Raw genomic sequence first — 16,018 nt, forward strand, 5'->3', positions numbered from 1 at the left:
TCGGATCGACGGCAGACGCCGACGAGCATAGCGCTTGAATTTGTGCCTGCCTTGAACAGTCACTGACAAAGCAATGAATAAAAATTCACCCTGTGGTGTTCATAGTGAAACATAACCCTCTGTGGAGCCTTGCCCATGACTATCCGTTCCGTTATGTTCGCCGCCCCGTTGCTGCTGGTCGCCGCGATGTCGAGCCAGTTGACCTTCGCCAGCGGTGATGAAGCAGCGCCGGTGAAGAAACCCGAATGCCCCAAAGGCCAGGTCCTGGACAGCAAATCGCAGAAGTGCGTGCTGCAAACCAGCAGCCTGTTGCCGGACGCCGACCGCACCGATTATGCCTACCGCCTGGCCAAGGCCGGTCGCTACGAAGAAGCGCTGGCGCTGCTCGACACGCTGAAACAGCCGAACACGGCCAAGGCGCTGAACTACCGCGGTTATGCCACGCGCAAACTGGGACGCACCGACGAAGGCATCGGTTATTACCTGCAATCGGTAAAACTCGATCCGCAGTATGCGCAAGTGCGCGAATACCTCGGCGAGGCCTATGTGATCAAAGGCCGCGTCGACCTGGCGCAAGAGCAGTTGCAGCAGATCAAGTCGATTTGCGGCACCGCCTGCGAGGAATACCAGGACCTGGCTGAGGCCATCAACGATTCATCGAAAACCTGAGCATCTATAAGGACCGCCATCATCGTCAGCGATCAGGCCTTCAGAGCAGAACTCGGACAGCACCTGGCGCGCCTGTGGCGCTACGGTTTGCTGCTGTCGCGCAATCGGCATGTGGCCGAGGATCTGGTGCAGGCGACGTGCGTGCGGGCACTGGAGCGCTCGGCTCAGTACGTGGCCGGCACGCGCATGGATCGCTGGCTGCTGAGCATTCTGCATTCGATCTGGCTCAATGAAGTGCGCGCCCGTCGCGTGCGTCAAGGCGCGGGCCAGGTCGATGCCGACGGTCAACTGGCATTCGACGGTGAGTACGCCGCGCAGACCCACGTGATGGCGGCGCAAGTGATTCGTCGTGTCGACGCGTTGCCCGAAACCCAGCGCGAGACGGTGTACCTGGCCTATGTCGAAGGCCTGTCCTACCGCGAAGTCGCCGAAATTCTGCAGGTGCCGATCGGCACGGTGATGAGCCGACTGGCCACCGCCCGCCTGAAACTCGCCGAATACCCGCCCTTGCAAGCGGTGCCGAAATCCACCGAAGGAGACCGCTGATGAACACACCTTCGGATGAGCAACTGGTCGCTTACCTGGACGACGAACTCGACCGCGACCATCGCCAGCAACTCGACAACGCCATCGCCGAAGACCCATTGCTCAGTCTGCGTGTGCAGTGGCTCCAGCGCAGTAACCTGCCCTACAAAAAAGCCTATGACGAACTGGCGCAACAAGCGCCGCTGGATCGTCTGCAAGCCCGACTGGATGCCATTCCTGCGCCGGAGCGTCCGGGCTTGAGCCGGCGTTGGTTTATCGGTGGCGCCGCGGCGGCGCTGGTGGCCGGCGGCGTGCTGGCTGACCGGTTGTTTCTCGGTTGGCATGCCGCGCAATCAAACAACTGGCGCGCGTTGGTGGGCGATTACATGGCGCTGTATGTGCCGCAGACGCTCGATCATCTAGCGACGGATGACGCCACTCAAAGGGCGCAATTGCGCGAGGTCGATGCGCGTCTTGGCCTGAACCTGTCACCCGCTGCGTTAAAGCTGCCGGCGGCCGAATTCAAACGGGCGCAAATGCTTGAGTATGACGGCGTGCCCATCGCGCAGATCGTTTACCTCGACGCGAAACATGGCCCGCTGGCCCTGTGTGTGACCCGTTCGAACAGCGGCAGTCAGCCGTTGGCGCATGAGCGTCGGCATGAAATGAATGTGGTGTATTGGACCGAGCGTGAGCATGCGTGGATGTTGATCGGGCGTAATCCAGCTGACGAGTTGGAACAACGCGCCATGTTGTTACGCTCGCACGCCTTGCAGGCATAAATCTTTTGTGGGAGCGGGCTTGCCCGCGAAGGCGGCAGGTCAGTCGATAAAGATGTCGACCTTGCCGGCCGCTGCGCGGGCAATCGCGTGGCCTCAGGCGGCGGTGGGCAGCCACAGTCTGAAGCGCGCACCGCCCAGTGGCGAACCTTCAACCGTCAAGGTACCGCCCTGCGCTTCCAGCGCCCGGCGGCTGATCGCCAGGCCCAGGCCAAACCCGCCGGTAGCCCGATCACGGCTGCGATCCAGGCGATAGAACGGCTCGAAAATTCTTTCGCGCTCATCGTCGGGAATGCCGATGCCGTCGTCATCCACCCAGATCTCACACCCTTCGGCATTGACCTGCACGCCAACCTGAATGCGCTTCTCGCAATACCGCATGGCATTGCGCAGCAGGTTCTGAATGGCCCGGGCAGTCAGGCGCGGATCCAGCGCGAAACGTTCCAGTTGCCCGTGCAACAACACGTCGATGACGATTTCCGGCGACTCCAGTTCTTCGTCGACACTGCCCAGAATGCTGTCGATGAACTCGTCCAGCGACACGTCGACCTGCTCCGGCAACTGCGCCGGGTTCTGCAAGCGGCTGTAGGAGAGCAATTCGAGCACCAGCTCATCGAGCTCGCGAATGTGCGCAACCAGGCCCTGCAAGCGCTCGCGACTGGTCGCCGGCAAGTCATCCGACAGCGCCAGCGCCAGGCCAAAATCCAGACGGGTCAGCGGCGTGCGCAGTTCGTGGGACACCGCATTGAGCAAGTCGCGCTGCTGATTGAGCAGGTTTTCGATGTCGCCGGCCATGGTGTCGAACACATTGGCGAGGCTGCCGATGTTGGAGCTCGGAGCGATTTTCGTGCGCTCGCTCAGATGGCCCTTACCGAAGCGTTCGGCGGTGCCTTTGAGACGTTCCAGATCACGCCAGTGCGGGCGCAGCCACATCAACAGGCAAGCCAGCAAGGTCGCGCCAATCAAGACGTTGATGCTCCAGTACAACAGATTGACGTCCATCGGGTCGGGCGGCACGACCATTTGCACGGCGGTGGTGTCATCCAGCGGCGCGACGGCCAGCGTGCGCCAGCCCCAATCGCCAATGCGCACCACGTTTTCGCCGCGACGCAGGCGCTGCTGTTCGATGGCCGTAAACCCGGCGTCGTCGATCCGGGCCAGGACGATGTGCAACGGCTGGAAGTCCTTGTCCATCGACGCCGCCAGCGCCGACCACTGATCGTGTGGCACCGCGTGAAACTGTCGGGTGATCAGCGATTGCAGGCCGCGCGAATAGTCGAGGTTGTAGGTGACGAAGCGCTCGCGGAAGGCCATGACCACCAGATCCGGCACCAGATAGATCGCGGCGCTGTAGGAGACGATTGTCACCAGATACAGGCGAAACAGGATGCGAAACATCAGCTCAGCATTCCCATTCGGAACGGCTGAACAGGTAGCCCTTGCCCCACACAGTCTTGATCTTGCGCGCTTCGCCGGCGTGATCGTCGAACTTGCGTCGCAGTTTGGAAATCGCCACGTCGACCGAACGGTCAGTGCCGTTGAATTCGATCCCGCGCAGGCGTTGCAGGATCTGGTCGCGACTCAGCACCTCACCGGCATGCCGCGCCAGTACCACCAGCAAATTGTATTCGCCACTCGACAGCTCGACCGGCTGATCGCGCCAGGTCACGGTGCGCTCGGACAGGTCGATGCACAGATTGCCCATCAGAATGCGGTCGTTGGCAGTCAGCGGTTCGCCAAGGCTGCTGCGGCGCAGCAGGGTGCGCACCCGCGCCAGCAACACCCGGGGTTCGCATGGCTTGGTGACGTAATCGTCGGCACCCATTTCCAGGCCCAGCACTTGATCGTGACTGTCATCGCGGGCGGTGAGCATGAGGATCGGCAGCGTCGCCGAATCGGCACGCAACAGGCGGCAGACTTGCAGGCCGTCGAGGCCCGGCAGCATCAGGTCGAGAATCACCAGATCCGGCGGGTTGACCCGCGCCCGCTCGCGCACATGGTCGCCACGGCCGATCACGCTGACGGAGTAGCCGTTGCGCTCCAGGTAGCTGGAAATCAGTTCGGCGAGGGCGGTGTCGTCTTCGACCAGGAGGATGTTGGGCATGGGGTGTTCCAGAAAAGTGCTGTGGCGACCGGAAGGGCCACTTCACGGGCAATCCCGCTCCCACAGTGTTATCGGGGTGCTCACAAAATCTGTGTCCACAACCAATCCCTGTGGGAACGCGCTTGTCCGCGATGGCGATTCAACTGTCGCAATAAATTTCAAGGCGTAAAGGATATACGCCCTCACCCGTCCCTGAGCAAAACCCTTACACAATTTCACACAGCGCCTACAAAGCTTCACCGCTAACCTCGGCGTCTGCCCGTAGGATGCGGACTTCAATATTGGGGGTTGTACATGTCGAAAAATCTGCTGGCCGGGCTCGGCCTGATCGCAATGGCGCTGACGCTGAGCGCCTGTGATTCATCCTCGAACGCCGAAGAACAGGCGCCGCCAGCGACCGTGCGCATCGAAACCATTGCAGCGCATCCCCTGGCGATCAGCAGCGAACTCAGCGGGCGGATTGCCGCGCCACGGATTGCCGAAGTGCGCGCCCGGGTCCCCGGTGTGGTGCTGCAACGCACATTCCGCGAAGGCACCGACGTGAAAAAGGGCGATGTGCTGTTCCGCATCGACCCGGCCCCCTTCAAGGCTGACCTCGACAGCGCCGAAGCCGCACTGCGCAAGGCTGAGGCCAATGCATTCCAGGCGAAATTGCAGGAGCAGCGTTACGCCCAGTTGATCGACGACAAGGCCATCAGCGGTCAGGACTACGACAATGCCCGCGCCAATGCCCGGCAAACTGCCGCCGATGTTGCGGCCAACAAGGCCGCAGTGGAACGCGCGAAGCTGAACCTCGGTTATGCCACCGTCACCGCGCCGATTTCCGGGCGGGTCGGTCGGGCGCTAGTTACCGAAGGCGCGCTGGTCGGGCAGAACGAAACAACGCCCCTGGCGCTGATTCAGCAACTGAACCCGATTCATGCCGACGTTACCCAGTCGACTCGCGAGCTCAATGAACTGCGCCGTGCCTTCCGCTCCGGTCAGTTGCAGCAGGTCGGTCAGGACCAAGTCAAAGCCACATTGATTCAGGACGACGGCAGCCTGTATCCGTTGCCCGGCAAACTGTTGTTCGCCGACATCACGGTCGACCCGGGCACCGGTCAGATCATCCTGCGCAGCGAGTTCCCCAATCCGGACCTTGATCTGCTGCCCGGCAGTTTCGTCCGTGTGCGCCTGGAACAGGCAACGATCCAGCAGGGCATCACCGTGCCGCAACGTGCGGTGCAGCGTGACAGCGCCGGGATCGCGCAAGTGCTGACCGTCGACGAGCAAATGCGCGTGGCCCAGCAACCGGTGCAACTGGGTGCTGTGCAGAACGATCGCTGGATCGTCACCGGCGGCCTGAAGCCCGGTGACCGCATTGTCATCGAAGGCCTGCAGCACGCCCGCCCCGGCGAAAAAGTGCAGATCGACGACACCCCTCTTCCACTTGCCCAGACCTCTGGTCAGTAAGCAGGACGCTTTTATATGCCGCAGTTCTTTATCGACCGCCCGGTATTCGCCTGGGTGGTCGCCCTGTTCATCCTCTTGGCCGGTGCGCTGGCCATTCCGCAATTGCCGGTGGCGCAATACCCCGACGTCGCGCCGCCACAGATCGAAATCTACGCCGTGTACCCGGGCGCTTCGGCGCAGACCGTCGACGAGAGCGTGGTCAGCCTGATCGAAGAGGAACTCAACGGTGCCGATCACCTGTTGTATTTCGAATCGCAGAGCAGCCTCGGCAGCGCGACGATCAAAGCCACCTTCCAGCCGGGCACCAACCCTGAACTGGCGCAGGTCGATGTGCAGAACCGCCTCAAGGTGGTGGAGTCGCGCCTGCCGCAAGCGGTGAACCAGCAGGGCTTGCAGGTGGAAAAAGTTTCCGCCGGTTTTCTCCTGCTAATCACCCTGACCTCCAGCGACGGCAAACTCGATGACGTGGCGCTCAGTGATTACCTGGCGCGTAACGTGATGAACGAGATCAAGCGTCTGGACGGCGTCGGCAAGGCCCAGTTGTATGGCGCCGAGCGGGCGATGCGTATCTGGATCGATCCGCAGAAACTCATCGGTTTCAACCTGACCCCGGCTGACGTCAACGCCGCCATCGTCGCGCAGAACGCACAGGTCTCGGCGGGCAGCATCGGCGACTTGCCCAATCCGTCCACTCAGGAAATCACCGCCACTATCCTGGTCAAGGGCCAGCTGTCGACACCGGAAGAATTTGCCGACATCGTGCTCAAGGCCAACCCGGACGGCTCTACGGTGCGAGTCGGTGACGTCGCGCGAGTCGAGATCGGCAGTCAGGAATACCAGTTCGGTACGCGCCTCAATGGCAAGCCGTCCACGGCGGTGGGCGTGCAGCTGTCGCCGGGGGCCAACGCACTGAACACCGCGACGCTGGTGCGGGCGAAGATGGACGAGCTGTCGCGCTACTTCCCGGCCGGGGTCGAATACAAGATCCCGTACGACACCTCGCCGTTCGTCAAAGTCTCGATCACCAAAGTGGTTTACACCCTCGGCGAAGCGATGCTGCTGGTGTTTGCGGTGATGTTCCTGTTCCTGCAGAACATTCGCTACACGCTGATCCCGACGCTGGTGGTACCGGTTGCGCTGATGGGCACGTTCGCGACCATGCTGGCGCTGGGCTTCTCGATCAACGTTTTGACCATGTTCGGCATGGTGCTGGCCATCGGCATTCTCGTCGACGATGCCATCGTTGTGGTGGAGAACGTCGAACGGATCATGGCCACCGAAGGCCTGTCGCCCAAGGAAGCCACGCGCAAGGCGATGACACAGATTACCGGCGCGATCATCGGCATCACCCTGGTGCTGGTGGCCGTGTTTATTCCGATGGCGTTCATGCAGGGCTCGGTCGGGGTCATTTACCAGCAGTTCTCGCTGTCGATGGCGACCTCGATCCTGTTCTCGGCGTTCCTCGCCCTGACCCTGACACCGGCACTGTGCGCGACACTGCTCAAACCGGTTGCCAAGGGCGAGCATCACGAGAAATCCGGATTCTTCGGCTGGTTCAACCGTCGCTTCGAACGCCTGACCGATCGTTATCAGGGCTGGGTTGGTTATGCGTTGAAGCGCAGCGGGCGCTTTCTGCTGATCTATGTCGTGCTGCTGGTAGGACTGGGCCTGTGCTTTATGCGTCTACCCTCCTCGTTCCTGCCGGTGGAAGACCAGGGTTACACCATCACCGACATTCAACTGCCACCGGGTGCGAGCAAGAACCGCACGGTGCAGGTGGTCGAACAGATCGAGGCGCACAACGCCGGGGAACCGGGCGTAGGTGACAGCACGGTGATTCTCGGCTTCAGCTTCTCCGGTAGCGGGCAGAACGCCGCACTGGCGTTCACCACCCTCAAGGACTGGTCGGAGCGTGGCCACGATGATTCGGCGGCCTCGATTGCCGATCGCGCCAACATCGCGCTGAGCCAGATCAAGGACGCCGTCGCGTTCGCTGTTCTTCCGCCACCGGTGGATGGTCTGGGTACATCGAGCGGTTTCGAGTTCCGCCTGCAGGATCGCGCCGGCCTTGGCCACGCAACGTTGATGCAGGCGCGCACTGAATTGCTCGCGGCCGCCGAGAAAAGTCCGGTGCTGATGAACGTGCGCGAGAGCGCACTGGCCGAAGCGCCGCAAGTCCAGCTGGAAGTGGATCGCCGCCAGGCCAATGCGTTGGGTGTGTCGTTCGCCGACATCGGCAACGTACTGTCGACGGCGGTGGGTTCCTCCTACGTCAATGACTTCCCCAACCAGGGCAGGATGCAACGGGTTGTGGTGCAGGCTGAAGGTGACCGCCGCAGCCAGGTCGACGACTTGCTGAAAATGCACGTGCGCAACAACGACGGCAAGATGGTGCCGCTGTCGGCGTTCGTGCAGGCGAAATGGACCCAGGGGCCGGCGCAGTTGACCCGTTACAACGGCTATCCGGCGATTGCGATTTCCGGCGAACCGGCCCCGGGGCACAGCACCGGTGAAGCCATGGCGGAAATCGAACGGCTGGTGGCCCAAGGGCCGAAAGGTCTGGGGCAGGAATGGACGGGATTGTCGTTGCAGGAGCGGTTATCCGGCAGTCAGGCGCCGATCCTGTTGGGGCTGTCGTTGCTGATCGTGTTCCTGTGCCTGGCGGCGTTGTATGAGAGCTGGTCGATCCCGACCTCGGTGTTGCTGGTGGTGCCGCTGGGCGTGCTCGGTGCGGTATTGGCGGTGACGTTGCGCGGGATGCCCAACGACGTGTTCTTCAAGGTCGGGCTGATCACCATCATCGGTCTGTCGGCGAAAAACGCGATCCTGATCATTGAGTTCGCCAAGAGCCTGTATGACGAAGGTCACGACCTGATCGACGCGACATTGCAGGCCGCGCGTCTGCGCCTGCGGCCGATCGTGATGACCTCGCTGGCATTCATCCTCGGCGTGGTGCCGCTGGCCATCGCCACCGGCGCCAGCTCGGCGAGCCAGCAAGCGATCGGCACCGGAGTGATCGGCGGGATGATCACCGCGACGCTGGCGGTGATCTTTGTGCCGGTGTTCTTCGTCGTTGTCATGAAGCTCGTGCAACGCTTTACCAAGCCCCACTGATCTTAATTGTGGGAGCGAGCTTGCTCGCGAAAGCGTCGTTACATTCAACGTTGATGTTGGATGACCGGACGCCTTCGCGAGCAAGCTCGCTCCCACAGGGATCTTCATAAACTCGAGCCGGTGGTCATATCCTCCATCGCTGGGCTAAGGTGTCTGAACCACCCTGGCCCATCGAGTCCCCATGCGCTTCCTCGCCCGCACCCACCCTCGCCTGTCTGCCGCCGCCCTGTTCGGCCTCGCCACCGGTCTGCTGGCCCCCGCCGACTCCATCGTCAGCAAAATCCTCATTGGCTGGAACGCCGGCGTCTGGACTTACCTGATCCTGATGCTGTGGCTCACCGCGCGCGCCAAGGCACCGGACGTCAAACGCATCGCCGACATCGAAGACGAAAACGCCGGACTGGTACTGTTGGTGGTGTGCATCGCCGCACTGGCGAGCCTTGCCACCATCACGTTCGAACTGGCGGGCAGCAAGGATCTGGAAACCAACCGCAAGCTCCTGCATTACGCCTTCACCGCCGTGACGGTGATCGGCTCATGGCTGCTGATCGGCGTGATCTTCTGCGTGCATTACGCGCGGTTGTATTACACCTGGGACGGCAAGGAGCCCGCCCTGCGTTTCGCCGAAGGGCTGACCACGCCCAACTATTGGGACTTCCTGTACTTCTCGTTCACCATTGGCGTGGCCGTGCAGACTGCGGATGTCGGGGTGGCATCGCGGGAGATGCGCAAAATCGTGCTGGCACAATCGCTGATCGGGTTTGTGTTCAATACGGCGATACTGGGATTTTCGATCAATATTGCGGCGGGGTTGTTTGGCTGAAAAAACACGGCATGTTCTTGCCGTTCAAAGAACACAAAAAAGTACGCCTGTAAACTGTCAACACTGACAGTTTACAGGCGTACTGTATTCAGGCTTCCATACAACATCCAGAAGTAGGACGGGTCAGTCTTTGGATGTCCCCCACAATATTGTATGGAGATAAAACTCATGAGCTATGCAGCCCGTGCCTACGCGACGACCTTTCCGGCTTCAGCGCATACCTATTTGTCAGCCACTATCAACGGCGATGCTAATCCACGCTACAGGTTTGTCAAAGTCCCTCAATTCATGGAGTTTCGATCTACCTCTGCGCCTTCCTTCGGGCCGAGGCCCTACCCGGAAGGCACTCGTTACGTCCTGACCGCTGGATACACGTTGAATGGTGTGACGCGAACGATTGATTTTGTGTTCCCTTCCAAACCCCAAACGATGACATATGACCTATCCAAAGATAGCGATGATGTCAGAAGCACCTACTATTCCAATCCCGCGACGGGTGACCTGCACGTCTCTGTGAGCGGGAGCCTGACAGTGAGATATGACGACATTGAAAAAACACTGAGTGGCACCTGGTCCGGCACCTTTGACCATGGTGGAGAGAACGGCAACGAAGAATTCCCGATCACTGGGGAGTTTGTCGCTGACGCCGACCTGAGCAAAAGAAAAAACGCTTAATGATTACGGAAAAAGGAAGCTGCGAAGCTTCCTTTTTTTAATGCTGATGTCCCGTCCTGAATAAGGTTTACACCTTCTGATTTATTTTCAGGAAGACGTAATGGAAGCGGCTAAAAGGCGTAGTCAGCGTGATTACACGCTGACTTTTAAATTGTCGGTCGTGGATCAGATCGAAAGAGGCGAGCTGACTCATGGGGATAAGCCGACAGGCTTACTACAAGCGCAATCGCGCCGATGCTGCTCGGTTCATTCTGGATCAGCAAATTGCCGACTTCGTTCAGCAAAAGCGTCAGCGACAACCACGCTTGGGCATCCGAAAGTTGCGTTATTTGCTGCATTGCCAACCTCAACTTCAGCTGCAAGTGGGGCGAGGTCGGTTGTTTTCAATTCTGCGCGAAAGGCGTTTGCTGGTGGCCCGCAATCGCGCTTACCACAAGACGACTGACAGCCATCATCGCTTTCGGCGCCATCCAAACTTACTCAAAGCAGGCCCTGATCAAGTTGTTCCAAGCGGCCCTGAGCAAGTCTGGGTAGCTGACATCACCTATCTACCCACTCAGGAAGGTGTGGCTTATCTGAGCCTGGTGACGGATGCTTTTTCGCGAAAGATCGTCGGCTATCACGCTCATGAAAGCCTGCACACCGAATCAGTAGCGCAGGCACTACGCCGAGCGGTAAAGCAGCGTCGAATGGAACAACCACTGGTTCATCACTCGGACAGAGGCAGCCTGTATTGCTCGGGAATGTACCAGGACCTGCATGCGAAACACGGCATCAGGTGTTCGATGACGGACGGCTATGACTGCTACCAAAACGCCTTGGCAGGGCGGGTCAACGGGATACTGAAGACGGAGCTTTTGCTCCAACGACCACAGGACTTGATGCAGGCGAGAAAGATGGTGAGTGAGTCGGTCTCGATCCACAATTGCGAGCGTCCGAACCTGTCTTTGAAATACAAAACGCCCGATGCGATGCATCGGGCGTTGGGGTGAAACAGGTGTAAACCTATTTCAGGACTAGACATGATGCGATCAGAAATTGAAGCTCAACCCGACACTCCCTCCTAGCTCCTGGTCAGCTTTGCTGCCCCTGCTAGTCCCTATCTCACCATATACCTGCCATTTGTTATTGGCTGGCACCCAGTTCAGACCACCGGTCAGCTCAAGACTGGTGCTGGACAAATCGTTGTTGAAGTCAGTGTCATTCACGCTGACACGATTGTTGTTGACGAATTCATGACTTACCGCCGCGCGCAGCCTGGGTTGCAGTTTGCCGCCATTGTTCAGCACCACCTCGCGGCCAACTGTCATTCCGACCTTGCCGAGCAATGAGCGGGTCTCGTTGCTGTCTACCTGCAGTCCATTGTCCAACTTATAGTCTTTGCCTTTCACAGCCGCTACACCAAACTGAGCAGAGGGCTCGATGAAGTAACCTCGGTTCAAGACGATATGCTTACCCACTTCGACGGTTCCACTGATGCCGAGATTATCGAAGTCTCCCTTTGTTCGAGTGTCATCGCTCAAGGTGACTTTGACGTCATTACTAAAACGGTTGATTTTGCCAACGGTATCCACGTAGTAGCCGGTCATTTCGTCATACCACGACAGATACATCCCGCCATAGGTGCTGTCGATCGTGCCGGCGCTGCCACGGGCAAGGTTAAGGCGAGTGGTGCTGTATCCACCAAAAACTCCGATCAACCATTGGCCATCACCTATCGGTAGTGGCGTATCCACCCCCAACGAGACGCCAGTCTGATTTTGTTTATAACCATCACCGTAGGCATTCTTGACGTTGTACTGATTGGCGTGAGTCCGTATCCACAGGCCGGATGTCGCGTTCTGATTATTTGAGTCCAGTGCGGCAACCGATCGCGACCGGGGCTGAGTGCCGGCCATGCGACGGTCGCCGAGGCGGGTATTGAGAGTGGTCATTTCCGAATAGATAACCGTAGGTGCGGTACCGGCGATAGCCAATGCTGTTTGTGAACCTGTGCTCGGCGTTGACCCATCAGTTCGCAGGAAAATACCTTCGCCCTCTCGCACCAGTTTGTACGCCAAAGCACCAAGATCAACCTGACCGTTTCTCAGATCAAACTGAGCATCCCCGCCAGCGATGTTAGCCACTTGAACGGGTGCACCAGTGACAGGTTCGCGGGCGCTTGCACCGACCACCAGCTCGTGACGGCCACTGGCTGATTCCGTGACACTGAGAAAGTCGGTTTCACCGGTGGACACGTCAGCATCCAAAAAAAACCGGCCGTTGCCTGACAAGTTGGCAACGGTCAGGCGGACGAACTCGGCGGGCGTGCCGAATCTCACGTTCCCGCCCTGCATTTCGACATTTGATAACGAATTGTTGCCAACCAGGTTCCATTCAGCACCACGCCCGATGGACATAGTACTGACGCCGGTAACCGAACCGTGCAGGATCGAGTCGTTGTCCAGCGTCACGACGCCAGTCCCCGATCCCTGAATGTTACCGGTGAGTATGCTTCGGGTATCGAGAGAAACAGAGGCAACGTTGAGCAAATTGCCGTCAAGGCTGGCATTGTTTTGCAAGAAAACGGTGGCGGTTCCACCGTCAGCAACCTCTACATTGCCCGTCAACTGGCTGTTGTCGACCTGAAATCGCGCCGCTGCGCCATCGATGACTTCGAGGATATTGCCGTTGCCGCCGATCAGGTTCGAACGGTTAGCTATTTCGATCAATACCGGTTGATCGTCCGGCGTCGCAAAATCTACTTTGATCGCTGCGCCGGTGCGGCCCTGCACGGTTGACCCATCAACCTTCAATACGCTCTGTGCGGTGACATCGCTCGGGTTCAAAACGGTGTCCTCGCCGAAGATGATACCGTTCAGTTCTCCAATGACCCGGCTGTCTGCACTGATGTTGGCGTTGCCGCCATAAAGTTCGAGGCCAACCCCATCTGCGTTGGTTCCTTCAACCCGGCTGTCCACCAGATTCAACGTACTGAGGGATGTCACCGCTGCACCCGAGAAACCTCCTGTCAGCGTACTGCCAGTGACGGTCGCTGTTGAGCCAACGGGTATGTTCAAGTCGCGCGCAAGCGACATTGCTCTGCCATCGCTGGACAGCGTACTGCCGGACACCACTGCCGTGCTGTCAGTCAAGTTCAGCGCCGTGTCAAAATTGCTACCTGTCACCCTTGCCCCATCCAGAGTCACGAGGGCATCTGCGGAGGCTTCAATCTGTGAAGTGTTGGCGGAAATCGCATTTAATGTTCCACCGCCGACAACGATGTTAAGCGCATCACCACCATTGAGGTTGAGCGTGGCAGTGGCAGGGATGAACCAGGCCTCTGGCGTAGCACCGACGGATACTGTTTCGACCTCGCCAGGATTGAGATTTCGCGAAAAAGAAACCTCCGAGAACGCAACTAGCACTGCCGCGTACGAGAGCGTGCCAGTAACTTTTAAAACTGTCGGTCCCAGTCTTTTTTCAATCGTCATATTAACTTCTCATTGAGTTTAATCAGGACGGAAAAACGACGGCTCAGATAATCAAGCCCAATCAGTCACCCGTGGTTGAGGGGGGCAGAGAATACCCGCAAGCCAGAACCATTTCTGTAGGAATAATCCTCTTTGTTAGTGGGTTTAATCGTCCAGAATCGAGATGCGCCGTACGTTTTTAGTCGTCAACGAGGTTGCATTACCGGGAGAATTTTGCTCTCCCGGCAATGCAATAACACCGATTGCCGATTAAGGAGCAGGCTCAGGATCCCAGCCTGGTTCCGTCTCGCAGTACTTGAGGTCACCGTTGAGCAAGTAAACCACCATTTCTTCAACTTCCGATGTAGGCACAATCGGCGTGGAGTACCAGATTTTCACATAGCCCGCATAAAAATCGGTTGGATCAGATGGTGTAGCAGGAGGACGAGGAAGATTGCGAATAAAAGGTGTATACGGCACTTCCCAAATCATGCCAGCCTTTAGTTCTGCATCAGTGATAGCACGAGTCTTACTAAACACAGTATCGGCCGGCGCATCTACCGTATAAGCCTTGTCATGCCAGCCTTGCCAATTGAATGTGATGTCCATCCCATCGGTGAAATGATCATTGGGGTTGATCTTGAACGTCGCAACGTGATCATCCCCCGTCAAACTCAAGCAAATGATGTTCGGGTATTCGGTGGCATCGGTGGGTGGACGTTGGAATTCCGGTTTATCGAGGACGATGACTACAGTATTGACAGTTACCGTCTCTTTTTCCGACTTTTGAGTATTATTTCGAGCCGGATTTTCATATACCCACCAAGCGTCTTTAGGTCCAATACCACCCGGGCCGACAACGCTATATGGCAAATCTAGCTCAATAATTGTATTGATATTCGATACAGTCATTGGCATGGAATTAACGATAATTTCGCCTTGATTCCCGAGATACATCAGAGTGACCAGATCGCCCGCTTCGGGATCGGGAAATGTCGTCCCGACTGTGACAGGCGATACATCGATGTAAGCCTTGGCTGTTTGATTGACGTCATGAGGGCCGAGCACGTTGTCCGTAACAGGGGCCTGTCCGCGGACAATAAGTTTCTTGAACTCGGGATTAACCTCAGGGGGTGGGTTCGTCGGGTCGACGGTATAAGGCGGATGCGTCGAGAAATCTGTTTTTACAGTTATTGTTCCACTGTCGGCCGATAAACCGCTACGCATCAAGTCTGCTTTGACGACCACGTCCAGCTCAAAATTCGTACCCGTCTGGTTATCAAAGTACTGTTTGCTCAGACTCGCCCAAGGAATGGTGAACTCCAGTTCCTGGAGTGCATTGAATTGGAGATCCTGGGCAGGTTGAGTGCCGTACGTCAGGCTCACTCCATCGGTGTCGAGCGTATCTACCAACCGGCTGACTTTTACCTTCACACCTGCACGCGCATCTTGTAAATCGATCAGACCATCTTCGTTTGCCGGGACGGTAATTACGCCCAATTTAGGAAGTGGCAGAAAACGTACGTTTCTGTAATACACGCCCCATGCGCTCTGGTTGCCGGCAGCGTCAGTAATGATGAACCAGATGAACGCCCGGCCGCTCGTTACCTTGCGTAGATCTGCGGTCGGGATGGACAGCTTGCCATCGGTGGGCATTGGCCCGTTAAAAAAAGGTAACACTTCCGGAGGGTTGGTACGTTTACCTGCCATGTACAGGGTCAACGTGTCATCCGGCTGAGCGTTGGGGTAGGACGTATCAATTACTACCTGCAATCCCCCTGAGTTACCTGGCAGGTTCGCCCATGTGTCATCGAGATCGCCAGGGGCATTTGGAAACGTGGCTGGCGGAATTGTTCTGGCGCCAGGGATTTGTCCGGGATTTGTACCTGTTTGTGCAGGTTTCGCCTGCCAGGCACCGGTACGGTCGATAAAAAACTGCATTACAGCACCGGTCAGCGGGTTGAGCCCACGCTCATACAGAACGCTACGAACCCAGATCGGCGTCGGTCCGACCGGGGTTGCATTCTCACCCAGATATTCGGTAGGCACTGTGATCGGAAAATCTACAGGGCGGTTGGCCAGGTCACCGAGGCTTACCCGGGGCAGCCGCGTGAAGTCCGCCGGCAACGGATCGGCCGGTGGTTGAGTTCGCGTGACATCAAGGGCGATCCGATCCGCGTCGTTAGGGTTCAACCATACATTAGTCTTGACCATAAGTGTCAGCGGGCCGCCCACAGGAATCGCGGCTATCGGAATAATGTTCCTGGTTGGACCGCGTCCATCCGGTAACTCCGGGGTAGGCGCAGCCAAAATGCCCACTGGTGAATCTGACGCTGCTGTTTGAATACTTGTCATGTACTTTCTCCATTGCGTAGAAAATGTCTTCAACCCATGCATCTTCGACAATGGCGAACGCCGCCAACTG

The 16,018-nt window shown here is 58.1% G+C and carries 11 protein-coding genes and 1 pseudogene; 8 read left to right on the plus strand and 4 right to left on the minus strand.

Features of this window, described 5'->3' with window-relative positions; genetic code table 11:
- The first annotated feature begins 135 nt into the window (after window positions 1–135).
- The 3 genes from K5Y35_RS22475 to K5Y35_RS22485 all read left to right on the plus strand — a co-directional run bounded on the left by K5Y35_RS22475 (window position 136) and on the right by K5Y35_RS22485 (window position 1,976).
- Complete coding sequence (locus K5Y35_RS22475; RefSeq protein ID WP_123468456.1) at window positions 136–669, plus strand: tetratricopeptide repeat protein; 534 nt, start codon at window positions 136–138, stop codon at window positions 667–669.
- A 63-nt stretch (window positions 670–732) separates the two neighbouring features.
- A complete protein-coding gene (locus K5Y35_RS22480; RefSeq protein ID WP_409202023.1) occupies window positions 733–1,215 on the plus strand; it encodes a sigma-70 family RNA polymerase sigma factor in 483 nt (160 codons plus the stop codon).
- Window positions 1,215–1,976, plus strand: coding sequence for an anti-sigma factor family protein (locus K5Y35_RS22485; RefSeq protein ID WP_128615259.1), 762 nt, complete (start codon window positions 1,215–1,217; stop codon window positions 1,974–1,976). The genes K5Y35_RS22480 and K5Y35_RS22485 overlap by 1 nt, the downstream gene beginning before the upstream one ends.
- A 93-nt stretch (window positions 1,977–2,069) precedes the next feature.
- Here the strand turns inward: K5Y35_RS22485 and K5Y35_RS22490 are convergent, their stop codons facing one another.
- Window positions 2,070–3,371, minus strand: coding sequence for an ATP-binding protein (locus K5Y35_RS22490; protein WP_123468450.1), 1,302 nt, complete (start codon window positions 3,369–3,371; stop codon window positions 2,070–2,072).
- 4 nt (window positions 3,372–3,375) lie between these two features.
- Complete coding sequence (locus K5Y35_RS22495) at window positions 3,376–4,077, minus strand: response regulator transcription factor (protein WP_007912171.1); 702 nt, start codon at window positions 4,075–4,077, stop codon at window positions 3,376–3,378.
- A gap of 294 nt (window positions 4,078–4,371) precedes the next feature.
- Between K5Y35_RS22495 and K5Y35_RS22500 the strand changes: the two genes are divergently transcribed.
- From K5Y35_RS22500 to K5Y35_RS22520, 5 genes and pseudogenes are all read left to right on the plus strand, one after another.
- Entirely contained in the window at window positions 4,372–5,529 is a 1,158-nt protein-coding gene (locus tag K5Y35_RS22500; RefSeq protein ID WP_222832992.1) for an efflux RND transporter periplasmic adaptor subunit, read from the plus strand.
- A gap of 15 nt (window positions 5,530–5,544) precedes the next feature.
- On the plus strand, window positions 5,545–8,643 hold the full coding sequence (locus K5Y35_RS22505; RefSeq protein ID WP_222832993.1) for an efflux RND transporter permease subunit: 3,099 nt from the start codon (window positions 5,545–5,547) through the stop codon (window positions 8,641–8,643).
- Between the two features lie 181 nt (window positions 8,644–8,824).
- The gene (locus tag K5Y35_RS22510) at window positions 8,825–9,466 is read left to right on the plus strand and encodes a DUF1345 domain-containing protein (RefSeq protein WP_222832994.1); all 642 of its coding nucleotides are present in this window, start codon (window positions 8,825–8,827) and stop codon (window positions 9,464–9,466) included.
- A gap of 168 nt (window positions 9,467–9,634) precedes the next feature.
- Complete coding sequence (locus tag K5Y35_RS22515; RefSeq protein ID WP_123468441.1) at window positions 9,635–10,141, plus strand: hypothetical protein; 507 nt, start codon at window positions 9,635–9,637, stop codon at window positions 10,139–10,141.
- A 191-nt stretch (window positions 10,142–10,332) separates the two neighbouring features.
- A pseudogene (locus tag K5Y35_RS22520) lies at window positions 10,333–11,161 on the plus strand (IS3 family transposase); the annotation flags it as partial.
- An 11-nt stretch (window positions 11,162–11,172) separates the two neighbouring features.
- Here the strand turns inward: K5Y35_RS22520 and K5Y35_RS22525 are convergent.
- Window positions 11,173–13,614, minus strand: coding sequence for an autotransporter outer membrane beta-barrel domain-containing protein (locus tag K5Y35_RS22525; RefSeq protein ID WP_222832995.1), 2,442 nt, complete (start codon window positions 13,612–13,614; stop codon window positions 11,173–11,175).
- A gap of 249 nt (window positions 13,615–13,863) precedes the next feature.
- Window positions 13,864–15,948: a hypothetical protein gene (locus K5Y35_RS22530; RefSeq protein WP_222832996.1), complete on the minus strand. Its 2,085-nt coding sequence runs from the start codon at window positions 15,946–15,948 to the stop codon at window positions 13,864–13,866.
- Between the last annotated feature and the right edge of the window lie 70 nt (window positions 15,949–16,018).

The sequence above is a fragment of the Pseudomonas sp. SC3(2021) genome, from assembly GCF_019856535.1.
Classification (GTDB): domain Bacteria; phylum Pseudomonadota; class Gammaproteobacteria; order Pseudomonadales; family Pseudomonadaceae; genus Aquipseudomonas; species Aquipseudomonas monsensis.

Coding starts and splice junctions, on each gene's coding strand:
- K5Y35_RS22510 (WP_222832994.1), top strand. CDS start 8,825: ATGCGCTTCCTCGCCCGCACCCACCCTCGCCTGTCTGCCGCCGCCCTG.
- K5Y35_RS22530 (WP_222832996.1), bottom strand. CDS start 15,948: ATGACAAGTATTCAAACAGCAGCGTCAGATTCACCAGTGGGCATTTTG.
- K5Y35_RS22490 (WP_123468450.1), bottom strand. CDS start 3,371: ATGTTTCGCATCCTGTTTCGCCTGTATCTGGTGACAATCGTCTCCTAC.
- K5Y35_RS22485 (WP_128615259.1), top strand. CDS start 1,215: ATGAACACACCTTCGGATGAGCAACTGGTCGCTTACCTGGACGACGAA.
- K5Y35_RS22505 (WP_222832993.1), top strand. CDS start 5,545: ATGCCGCAGTTCTTTATCGACCGCCCGGTATTCGCCTGGGTGGTCGCC.
- K5Y35_RS22500 (WP_222832992.1), top strand. CDS start 4,372: ATGTCGAAAAATCTGCTGGCCGGGCTCGGCCTGATCGCAATGGCGCTG.
- K5Y35_RS22525 (WP_222832995.1), bottom strand. CDS start 13,614: ATGACGATTGAAAAAAGACTGGGACCGACAGTTTTAAAAGTTACTGGC.
- K5Y35_RS22495 (WP_007912171.1), bottom strand. CDS start 4,077: ATGCCCAACATCCTCCTGGTCGAAGACGACACCGCCCTCGCCGAACTG.
- K5Y35_RS22475 (WP_123468456.1), top strand. CDS start 136: ATGACTATCCGTTCCGTTATGTTCGCCGCCCCGTTGCTGCTGGTCGCC.
- K5Y35_RS22515 (WP_123468441.1), top strand. CDS start 9,635: ATGAGCTATGCAGCCCGTGCCTACGCGACGACCTTTCCGGCTTCAGCG.